Here is a 10700-nt window from a genome sequence, read left to right on the forward strand (position 1 = left end):
ACGGAAGGGAGAGGGCCGTACGACGGTCTCCGACACAATGACAAAAAAACTGATTGCATACGCGATTGCCATCTGGGTGATGACCTTCGCCGTATTGGCCGGGGCGGCCGGCGCAAACGGTTCGATCGATCTTGCGGTCGGCTCGCAGCGCCAGATCGCTACTGGTCGCACGCTGCAGCGGATCGCGGTTGGGGATCCGTCGGTCGTCGACGTGCTGGTCATGAAGGGGGGGCGTGCCGGTACCGTGCTGCTGGTTGCGAAGGCACCGGGTTCGACGAACGTGATGCTGTGGGAGCGTGGTCGCGATGAACCGACGATCTGGAACATCAATGTCGTTGATGCGGCCGCACAGGCCGTGCTGGACGGCTCGGGGCCGGGCGTGAAGGCGTACGGCGGCACTGCTGTCGTGTCGGGCTCGGCGGCGTCGCTCGAAGAGCACGAACGGGCGGTTGCCGTCGGCAAGCGGATGGGGAGCAAGAACGGCGCAGTGATAGATGCATCGACTGTCGGTAACCGGAGCGTCGTACAAGTCGACGTACGGGTCGTTGAATTCAGCCGTTCGGTGCTAAAGGAAGCAGGGCTGAATTTCTTCAAGCAGAGCAATGGATTCGCATTCGGTGCATTTTCACCGGGTGGTCTCCAGTCGGTGACCGGTGGCGCGACGTCGGCGTTCCAGGCGACGGCCGGCATTCCGATTGCATCCGCGTTCAATCTGGTGGTGAATTCGGCGGGCCGTGGCATCTTCGGCAATATTTCGATTCTCGAGGCGAACAACCTCGCTCGCGTGCTGGCGCAGCCGACCCTGGTGGCGTTGTCCGGGCAAAGCGCCAGTTTTCTCGCCGGCGGCGAAATTCCTGTCCCGGTGCCGCAGGCACTCGGCTCGACGGCGATCGACTGGAAGCAGTACGGCGTCGGCCTCACACTGACGCCGACCGTGCTGAGCCAACGCCGCATCGCGCTCAAGGTGGCCCCGGAATCGAGTCAGCTCGATTTCCAGCATGGCGTCACGATCAACAGTGTGTCGGTGCCGGCGATCACGACCCGCCGCGCGGATACAACGGTCGAACTCGGTGACGGGGAAAGCTTCGTGATCGGAGGTCTGATCGACCGCGAAACGATGTCGAACATCAACAAGGTGCCGGTCCTTGGCGATCTGCCGATTATTGGCGCGTTCTTCAAGTCGCTGAACTACCAGCAAAACGACAAGGAATTGGTGATTATCGTGACGCCGCATCTCGTTGCGCCGATCGCGAAGGGTGCACCGTTGCCGACCACGCCGGGCGAACTGTCCGAACAGCGTGATGGCCCCGTGTGGCGGTCGTATCTCGGCGGTATCGCGTCACCCGATGCAGCGCCCGGATTTTCGAAATGAACGCGAGACAAGATGTCGCGCGATATGTAACCGGGGGTGTTCAACATGAACGCGAGAACCCTTTCGTTGGCTGAACCTGCCGTGACCGACTATTTCGTATGCGCATCGCAGCAGGACGAGCATGTCCGCTGGCTGGGCGAGACTCTCGTGTCGGCCGGTACGGTGGAAGCGTTGTCGCTCGACCCGGGCGCGCTGAGCCAGCGCATCGTGGGGCTCAATCCCGCGATCGTCTTCATCGATTTTTCCCGTGTGCAAGCAGCGGCAAGCGCCGCGGCGGCCGCCGTGCGTCTCGCCCACCCGGGCCTGCCGGTCGTCGCGCTCGGCTCGCTCTCGGAGCCAGAAAGCGCGCTGGCCGCACTGCGGGCCGGCGTGCGCGATTTCATCGACGTGTCGGGTAGCGCCGACGACGCGTTGCGGATCACCCGGGGTTTGCTGGAGCACACCGGCACGGAGCCGGCCAATCGGCATGGCAAACTCGTCGCGTTGCTCGGCGCGCGTGCGGGGATGGGCGTCAGCACGCTCGCCGCGAATCTCTCGGTGTGGTTGCACAAGCGCAACGGTTCGGGCGACACAGAGGGGGGCGCGCTCGCGTTCGGTGTTGCCGCGCCTCACGCGCGGCAGACCGCGCTTGTCGATCTTGGGCTTCCCGCGGGCGATAGTGCGCTGTTCCTTAACACGCGCTGCGATTTTCACTTCGTCGAGGCCGTGCGCAATCTGCGGCGCATCGACCGGACGTTCGTGAACACGGCGCTGACGCGACACGCGAGCGGCGTTGCGCTGACCACGTTGCCGCCCAATCTCGCCGACCTGCGCGACGTGTCGTATGCCGCGTGTGTCGGCTTGCTGAATCGACTGCGCGCGTTTTTCGATCAGCAGATCGTCGATCTCGGCGGATTCACGAACCATGAATTCGTTGCCCAAATCACTGCAGTCGCCGATGAGGCGTGGCTCGTTTGCGATCAGGGTGTCGCATCGATCGTCTCGGCGGTCGACCTGCTGGAAGGGCTGCGCGACGCAGGTGTCGACATCGGCAAGATTCGTCTCGTCGTTAACCAGTACGATGCGGCACTGAGCCTAACGCCGGCCCAGATCGCAGACCGGCTCGGCATTTCGCTGCTGGCGACGCTGCCTGCGCGTCGCGTGACGATCGGTCAGGCGGCCAATCAGGGGCGGCTGATTGTCGACACGGCCGAGCGCGATCCGTACGTGCGCGCGCTCGAGCCGCTTGCGGATCGACTGGTTGGCCCGACCGCAGCCGGCCAGCGCGGCGCATTGGGCCTGTCCGTGCTCAAGCGTTTCATTCAACCTTCGTCCAGACGATCGTAAGCGATGGCACACGACATCCAATTTGCCGACGGCGCAGCGCCGTTCTCCCAGTCGCAGCAGTTTCACGACATCAAGAATGCCGCGCATGAGCATCTGCTGACGCGTATCGAGGAACTGGGCGCCGAATTTGGCCGTTGGTCGCGCCAGGCGATCAATCAGTTCGTAGATCTGGAAATCGACAGCTTCGTGCGTTTGCGGCGCATTCCGCTCAACGAGAACGAGGTCAGGGCGATCGCCGAGGCGCTGACGAAAGAACTCGCGGGGTTCGGGCCGATCGAGGATCTGCTCGCCGATCCGCACGTGGAGGACATTCTGATCAACGGCTACAACGACATCTACGTGTCGCGCCACGGCATTCTGGCGAAGCTGCCGATTCGCTTCACCGATAACGCGCACTTGTTACGAATCGTGCGCCGTATCCTTGCGCCGATCGGCCGACGTCTCGATGAATCGAATCCGATGGTCGACGCTCGGTTGCCGGACGGCGGGCGTGTCAACGTTGTAATCGAACCGTTGTCGATCGACGGACCTGTCGTATCCATCAGAAAATTCCGCAAGGATCCGCTGAAACCGGCCGACCTGCTCGCCAACGGCACGTTCAATGCGGAGATCGGTACCTTGCTGGAGGCGGCGGTCGAGGCGCGCTGCAACATCCTCGTGTCGGGCGGCACGAGTTCCGGCAAGACTTCGCTGCTCAATGCGCTTGCGTTTCATATTCCCGAGCACGAGCGGGTCGTGACGATCGAGGATACGGCCGAACTGTCGCTGAATCACCCCCATGTCGTGCGTCTCGAAAGCCGGCCGGGCGGTTTCGACGGCAACGGCGTCGTGACGATCCGCGACCTGCTGCGCAATACGCTGCGGATGCGACCAGATCGCATCATCGTTGGCGAAGTGCGCGGCGGCGAGGTGCTCGAGATGCTGCAGGCGATGAATACGGGGCACGACGGATCGATGGGTACCGTCCACGCGAGTTCGCCGCGCGAGTGTCTGTATCGTCTCGAGATGCTGGCCGGGTTCGCGGGTTTCCAGGGAACGGAATCGAGCCTGCGCCGGCAGATCGCGAATGCCATCGACTTCATCGTGCAGATCGGCCGTCTGTCGAACGGCCGGCGCCGGATCCTTTCGGTCACCGAGGTGACTGGGCTGTCGGACAACATCATCGCGACGCAGGAACTGTATCGCTACGAAGCGCGCGTGACCCCCGAGGGCGAGGAGGTCGACAACTGGGAGTCGCTCGGCATTCATCCGCATTCGCCGAAGCTCGCACGCTTCCGTCAGTCATTACAGGGTGGCGGCTTCGGCGGTGGCGGCAGCGGGTTCGGCGGCGGATTTGGCCGCGGGGGCGGGGGTTTCAATGTATAGCCTGATGGCAGGCGTGCTTGCAATGGCGCTGCTTTGCGTTGCCGCCGCGTTGATGCTTTGGCGGCACGGCGAGGTGAAACGCGGCCGCGCAGACGTGCAGCGCTTCATCGATAGCCGCATCGAACCGGCCGCGAGAGCGGCGGGTGCGATTCAGCGCGGGGCGAAGCCAGTCGCAAGCGCCGCATCGGCCTCCGCCACGCCCACATCGCGCTGGGCGCACTGGCGTGAGATCGGCGCAGAGTACCTTGGCAACGTGGCGAGTCGCGCAGGCATCGAGGACGCGCGCGGCAAGGCGCTTCTTGCGCTGTCGGGATTGGTCGCGGTCGGACTCGTTGCCGGCAACCGCGGCGGCTGGCTCGGTTGCATCGCCGCGCTCGTGTGCGGCGCGTCGCTGCTCGTCTTCTGGCTCGTGTCCCGCATTCAGCGGCGGCGCCTGACGATCGTTCGCCAGTTGCCGTCGTTTCTCGACGGCATCGTGCGTCTCGTCACGCTCGGCAACAGCGTGCCGGCGGCGTTCCAGGCGGCGCTGCTGACGACGGAAGCGCCGTTGCGCGGTTGCCTGGACCATGTGTCGCGGATGTTGCGCACGGGCGTCGAGATCGACCGTGCGATGGGGCATATCGCCAACGTCTATCACACGAAGGAGTTTGAACTGGTCGGTTCGGTGCTGCGGCTTTCGGTTCGGTACGGCGGTCGCGCCGACGTCATGCTCGACCGGATGTCGACGTTCATGCGCGACCTCGAGCAGGCCGAGCGCGAGTTGGCGGCGATGTCGTCGGAAACGAAGTTATCCGCGTGGGTGCTGGTCATGTTGCCGATTGCGATCGGCAGCTTTGTCATCGCGACGAACCCACTCTATCTCCAGTCGATGTGGAACGACTACACGGGGCGTCAGCTGTTGTTCATCGCCTTCATGCTGCAGGTCGCGGGCGGGATCTGGTTGTACCACATGGCCAAACTCAGGTGACGGCATGACAGCCAATCAACTCGGTTCGCTGGCTCTGGCGCTCGGCGCACTCGGCGTAGTGCTGCTGGCACTGCTCGCGGTGCGTCGCGCGAGTGCGCAGACGCGCAGCGATCGCACGCTGGCCAACGCGCTCGAGCGGCGCTCTGCGACGCTGGAGGCAACGGGCGCACGGGCTGCGCAGGAGGCCGATGAATCTCGGCAGAACCCTGGGGTATGGGATGCGAGTGCAAGGTCGTCGCGTCTTACGCAATTTCTGGACCGTCTGTCGATAGTCGGGATGCGCTTACTTGACACCGGCATCGGCCGGTATCTCGTCGCGGACGAGGATAGGCTTCTGCTGGAGCAGTGCGGCTATGTTGATACGCGCACCCGCGGGTTGTTCCTGAGCGCGCGGCTCGCCTGCGCGATCGTCGTGCCGCTGCTCTTCATCGTGCTGATCGGCTCGCACGTGACAGGCGGGCAATGGCGGGCCGGGGCGGGCATCGCCCTCGTCACCGGCTTCATGGTGCCGAAGCTTTACCTGCGACGCCGTGCGGCACAGCGTCGGCAATCGGTGATCGACGAACTGCCGCTGCTGATCGACATGCTTCGTTTACTGCAAGGGGTCGGACTGTCACTCGACCAGAGCATCCAGGTCGTGACGAACGACTTCAAGGGGATGATGCCCGTGTTGTCATTGGAAATGGAAATTGCCCAGCGGCAATTCGCTGCCGGCCGTACGCGCGAGCAGTCATTGCAGCGGCTGTCGTCCGGCTTTGAAAACGAGGATCTGCGCGCGATCGTGCGTTTGTTGATCCAGGTCGACAAACACGGCGGCGCGGTACAGGAGCCGCTCAAGCAGTTTGGTGACCGATTGCGCGAGGCGCGCCGCGCAATGCTGCGCGAACGGATCGGCAGGCTGACAGTGAAGATGACGGGCGTCATGATCGTGACGTTGCTGCCCGCGCTGCTGATCGTGACGGCCGGACCGGGAATGATCGCGGTGTTGCGCGCGCTGAGTCAGGCGCAGCACTGATGCCCGGAGCAAAAGGAAGCAAGATGAGACGCATCGATGAAATCGTGAAAGTGGCCGGCGTGATGGTGATGGCGAGCCTGCTCGGCGCGTGTTCGGCGTTCAAGGAAAGCGGGTACGGTGTTGGCCCGCAGGCCGAGCGTGCGGCGCTGATGGACGCGGCGGCCCAGAAGCAGGCGGCGCCGGATACGCCGGGCATGTATCTCGGCCTGATCGAGCGGATGCAGTCGCAAGGGCTGTATTACGCATCACTGGCTCATATCGACGCGTACGAAAAACAGTACGGAGCATCGCCGCAAACGATCCTGCTGCGCGCGGATGCATTGCGCATGACCGACCAGCCCGCCGCGAGCACGGCGGTCTACACCCAGTTGCTCGACACAACGCTTGCCGCGCGCGGATATCGCGGGCTTGGGCTGATTGCAGGCAGTGCGGGAGATTTTCTGCGAGCCGCGCAGGCGTTGTCGCAGGCAATCGTGCTGGCGCCGACCGATGCATCGACGCTTTCGGATCTCGCTTATGCAAAGCTGCGCTATGGCGATATCGAGGGGGCGCGCATTCCGCTGATGAAGGCCGCGGAACTCGACCAGAGCAATCCGAAGATCATCAGCAATCTGGTGCTGTATCTACTCGCATCCGGCCGTACACACGATGCGCAGAAGCTGATGACGCAGCAGAAACTGTCGACCGACGTCCGCAACGACATCCGCAACGATGCGGTGAAGATCGCCGCCGCGGCACGCACGTGGCGTCGTGCGTCCCCGGCTTCGACTTCGACTTCGACTTCGACTTCAGTCGCGACGCCGATCGGTTCGGGGAGCGTGGTCAACGTTTCGGGCTCGGATGTTGCCAAGCGCCCGTCGCCAGTGGCGAACATCCAGGGATTCGATCCTACTGCGCCGCTGCTGCAGCGGTTTGCACAATGAAAAAAGCATTCGGGGGAAACTGACATGACGAACAACAAGAAGAATCCCGGTCGCGTTGTACGTATGCGCCATGGTGTCGCGCTGCTCGTGCTCATGGGGGCTGTAACCACAGCATATTGCGGGCAGCCGGTGCAGGACGCGTCGGAGATCGGTCATGCGACCAATGCGCTCCTTGCATTTCAGCGAGACGATCACGCGGCCGGACCGGCATTGCCAATGCTGGGCGATGCCGCGTCGCTTGCCTATCAACGGTATCTCGAATCGTTCAAGCACAAGATTCCGGAGTCGATGGGGTCGCCGGTCAACTCGAACGGCAGCGGGTCGTCCGGCGGGCAGAGTTCATCGCAATCGTATTGAGCGGGGCGGCGATGAGCACGGCTCGACATGCATCGAATCGGGTGACCGGACAAGGTCGCCCGTCACCGCGGCAGCAGCGGGGTTCGGTCGTCGTCATGGCGTCCGTGTGGATACTGCTGTCGATGGTGATTCTCGGTTCGATCGACATTGGCAACGTCTTTTTCACGCGCCGCGACATGCAGCGCGTGGCCGATCTTGCCGCGCTCGCCGCGGTTCAGAAACTGGACGATACGTGTGCGAACGTGACCGCAGTTGCGACGAGCAACGCGTCGACAAACGGTTTTGCGCTGGACGCTGGCGGCACCACAACGTTGTCGGCCGACTGCGGCTATTGGGCGCCATCGGCAACCGGGACGTCGAGCACCTTCTACTCGTCGAAGTCGACGGTACCGCTGGCGACGCAGTTGAACGCGGTTCGCGTGACGGTCTCCAAAACGCTGCCGTATTTCTTCTTCGGACCGACACGCACCGTGACCGCAACGTCGACCGCGAAGGCAACCAACGTTGATACCTTTTCGATCGGTGCGACACTGGCTGCGGTGGGCGGCGTCGGCTGCTCGGGCGTGCCGAGCGGGAACCCCGGCCTGGTGAATGCACTGCTGGGCGCGCTGTTGCAAGGGCAAGGCGGCACGCCGCTCAACCTCAATCTTGCGTCCTACCAGGGGCTCGCCTGTGCGAACGTCAAGCTTGGCGACATCGCCGTCGCGCTACAGTCGCTGTCGGTCGGCAACGGGACGATCGGCGGGCTGGTCAATGCCGATGCCTCGGTTGGCACCTTGCTCAACGCGATGGTGAAGGCCGTTGGAAAGACGACCACGCTGGGCACGACCCTACAAACAAGCGCAACCGGTGCACTGAACGATCTCCTCAACCTGAACCTGCTCAGCAATACGACGATCAACGTCGCGAGCCCCGCGGGACAGGGCGCCACGTCGCTGCTGACGCTTGGCCTCGCGAACGCACAGGCGGCGGCCGACGCGACCGTGAACGTGCTCGATCTCGTCATGGCGACGGCACAGATCTCGCAGAGCGGCAAGCCGGGCGTGGTGATTGGCGCCAATGTGCCGCTGACGCTACCGAACGGTAATTCGGTATCGATCGTCCAGCTGCAGGCGCAGGTCATCAGCCCGCCGACCATTGCGGTCGGCGAAGGCGGGAAGAACGCGAACGGCGCATGGCGGACAGTCGCGACGAATGCGCAGATCGGCCTGTATCTCGTCGTCAACCTGGGCGTGAATCCGCTGCCGGTCGTGGTTTCCGCGAACGTGTACCTGCCGCTTTACGTGCAGCTGGGTGCTGGCAGCGCAACCTTGCTTTCGACCAACTGCCTGACATCACCGAATTCCGCGACTATTAGCGCACAGCCGAGCGTCGCCAATCTCTGTATCGGGCAGCCGCCGCTCACGTCCGGCAATCTGCTGAACCTGCCGGCGAACTACAGCTGCACGTCACCGGCCAAGGTGCTTGACGTCACGGTTTTGGCTGGGGCCGTCAGGGTGTCCGCGACTGTCTCCAATGTCTCGGTGAATCTGGCCGGTAATTCAGCAACCAATACGTTCTACGGACGCGGCGGAAGCGATCCGTCGTACTACTGGACGACCAACGCGAATGCGCTGGGTTCGGCCGTGAACAACGCGCTGGCGGGCCTGAAAGCGGCCCAGATCACGCCGACAGTGAGTCTCCTGTTCGGGATCATCTCGGTCACGATCACACCGGATTTCCTTTCGTCGCTGCTGTCGGTCCTGACGACCGTTCTGAGTCCGCTATTGACCGCGCTCGACGGTATCATCGAACCGCTGCTGGACCTGCTTGGTGTCCAGCTCGGTGCCGCCACGGTGCATCAGATGTCGCTGACCTGCGGCGTCGCGCAAACAGTCAGCAATTAGAGAAGCAAAACCACCCGATGAGAACCACGCCCGCAATCGCAGAACTCGACCTGTACGTCTGGGAAGGCAAGGCGGATATTGTCGACCGTGTCGCCCGGTGCATGGCGAGCTTCGACGTCGAAGTGATCCGTGCCGACAACGCGGAGATCTCGCCCGAGCGCGCCGCGTTGCGGCCGTCGCTGGCGATCATCAGCGTGTCGATGATCGAAACCGGCGCGGCGTTCCTGCGCGACTGGCAGGCCAACATCGGCATGCCGGTCGTCTGGGTCGGCGCGGCGCGCGACCACGACGCGTCGCATTATCCGCCCGAGTATTCGCATATCCTGCCGCTCGACTTCACGTGCGCCGAACTGCGCGGAATGATCGGCAAGCTCGTCACGCAACTGCGTGCGCACGCGGCCGAAACGTTACAGCCGTCCGAGCTCGTCGCGCACTCGGAATCGATGCAGGCGCTGCTGCACGAAGTCGATACGTTCGCCGATTGCGACACCAACGTGCTGCTGCACGGAGAAACCGGCGTGGGCAAGGAGCGCATCGCGCAACTGCTGCACGAAAAGCATTCGCGTTACCGGCACGGCGAATTCGTGCCGGTGAACTGCGGCGCGATCCCGGACGGCCTGTTCGAATCGCTGTTCTTCGGCCATGCGAAAGGATCGTTCACGGGCGCGGTTGTTGCGCATAAAGGCTATTTCGAGCAGGCGGCGGGCGGCACGCTGTTCCTCGACGAAGTCGGCGATCTGCCGCTGTACCAGCAGGTCAAGCTGCTGCGCGTGCTCGAGGACGGCGCGGTGCTGCGCGTCGGCGCGGCGACGTCGGTCAAGGTCGATTTCCGCCTGGTCGCCGCGAGCAACAAGAAGCTGCCGCAGCTCGTGAAGGAAGGCCTGTTCCGCGCGGATCTCTACTACCGGCTCGCGGTGATCGAGCTGAGCATTCCGTCACTGGAAGAGCGCGGCGCGGTCGACAAGATCGCGCTGTTCAAGTCGTTCGTCGCGCAGGTCGTCGGTGACGACCGGCTTGCCCAGGTGTCGGATCTGCCGTACTGGCTGACGGATTCGGTCGCGGACAGCTATTTCCCCGGCAACGTGCGCGAATTGCGCAACCTCGCGGAGCGCGTCGGCGTGACGGTGCGGCAGACGGGCGGGTGGGATGCCGCGCGGCTGCAGCGGTTGATTGCGCACGCGCGCAGCTCGGCACAGCCGGTGCCGGCGGAGAGCGTGGCCGAGGTCTTCGTCGATCGCAGCAAGTGGGACATGAACGAGCGCAACCGCGTCATCGCGGCGCTCGATGCAAACGGTTGGCGGCGTCAGGACACGGCGCAGCAGCTCGGCATCAGCCGCAAGGTGTTGTGGGAAAAGATGCGCAAGTATCAGATATTCGACGAAGAGCCCGAGACACGCGAAAGCGAGTAATTAATGAGATAAAATCGCGCTGGATTACAACGACTCGGGCGGGGAATAAAAACTTCATGAGCCATATGACGGGGTGGGGG

Annotated in this window: 9 protein-coding genes; all 9 read left to right on the plus strand. The window is 63.5% G+C overall.

All coding sequences use genetic code 11. From position 1 onward, the window contains the following. Window positions 1-37 precede the first annotated feature (37 nt). Genes GD429_RS32405 through GD429_RS32445 form a run of 9 tightly spaced genes read left to right on the plus strand, consistent with a single transcriptional unit; the run spans window position 38 to window position 10620 of the window. Window positions 38-1372, plus strand: coding sequence for a type II and III secretion system protein family protein (locus tag GD429_RS32405; protein ID WP_152863249.1), 1335 nt, complete (start codon window positions 38-40; stop codon window positions 1370-1372). 45 nt (window positions 1373-1417) lie between these two features. Continuing rightward, entirely contained in the window at window positions 1418-2698 is a 1281-nt protein-coding gene (locus tag GD429_RS32410; protein WP_152863251.1) for a fimbrial protein, read from the plus strand. Between the two features lie 3 nt (window positions 2699-2701). Then, the gene (locus GD429_RS32415; protein WP_152863253.1) at window positions 2702-4063 is read left to right on the plus strand and encodes a CpaF family protein; all 1362 of its coding nucleotides are present in this window, start codon (window positions 2702-2704) and stop codon (window positions 4061-4063) included. Continuing rightward, complete coding sequence (locus tag GD429_RS32420; protein WP_193727260.1) at window positions 4056-5030, plus strand: type II secretion system F family protein; 975 nt, start codon at window positions 4056-4058, stop codon at window positions 5028-5030. Before GD429_RS32415 ends, GD429_RS32420 begins: the two co-directional genes overlap by 8 nt. 4 nt (window positions 5031-5034) lie before the next feature. Continuing rightward, window positions 5035-6045, plus strand: coding sequence for a type II secretion system F family protein (locus GD429_RS32425; RefSeq protein WP_152863255.1), 1011 nt, complete (start codon window positions 5035-5037; stop codon window positions 6043-6045). Between the two features lie 23 nt (window positions 6046-6068). Then, window positions 6069-6968: a pilus assembly protein gene (locus GD429_RS32430; protein ID WP_152863257.1), complete on the plus strand. Its 900-nt coding sequence runs from the start codon at window positions 6069-6071 to the stop codon at window positions 6966-6968. A 24-nt stretch (window positions 6969-6992) separates the two neighbouring features. Beyond that, window positions 6993-7325: a DUF3613 domain-containing protein gene (locus tag GD429_RS32435; protein WP_152863259.1), complete on the plus strand. Its 333-nt coding sequence runs from the start codon at window positions 6993-6995 to the stop codon at window positions 7323-7325. Then, window positions 7322-9211, plus strand: a complete 1890-nt coding sequence (locus tag GD429_RS32440) for a TadG family pilus assembly protein (protein ID WP_321575046.1) — start codon at window positions 7322-7324, stop codon at window positions 9209-9211. Before GD429_RS32435 ends, GD429_RS32440 begins: the two co-directional genes overlap by 4 nt. A gap of 17 nt (window positions 9212-9228) precedes the next feature. Next, window positions 9229-10620 (plus strand): sigma 54-interacting transcriptional regulator, encoded by a 1392-nt coding sequence (locus tag GD429_RS32445; RefSeq protein WP_152863261.1) that lies wholly within the window; start codon window positions 9229-9231, stop codon window positions 10618-10620. The last annotated feature ends 80 nt before the right edge of the window (window positions 10621-10700 follow it).

It is taken from the genome of Burkholderia sp. BE17, assembly GCF_009362305.1.
GTDB classification, from domain to species: Bacteria; Pseudomonadota; Gammaproteobacteria; order Burkholderiales; family Burkholderiaceae; genus Burkholderia; species Burkholderia pyrrocinia_C.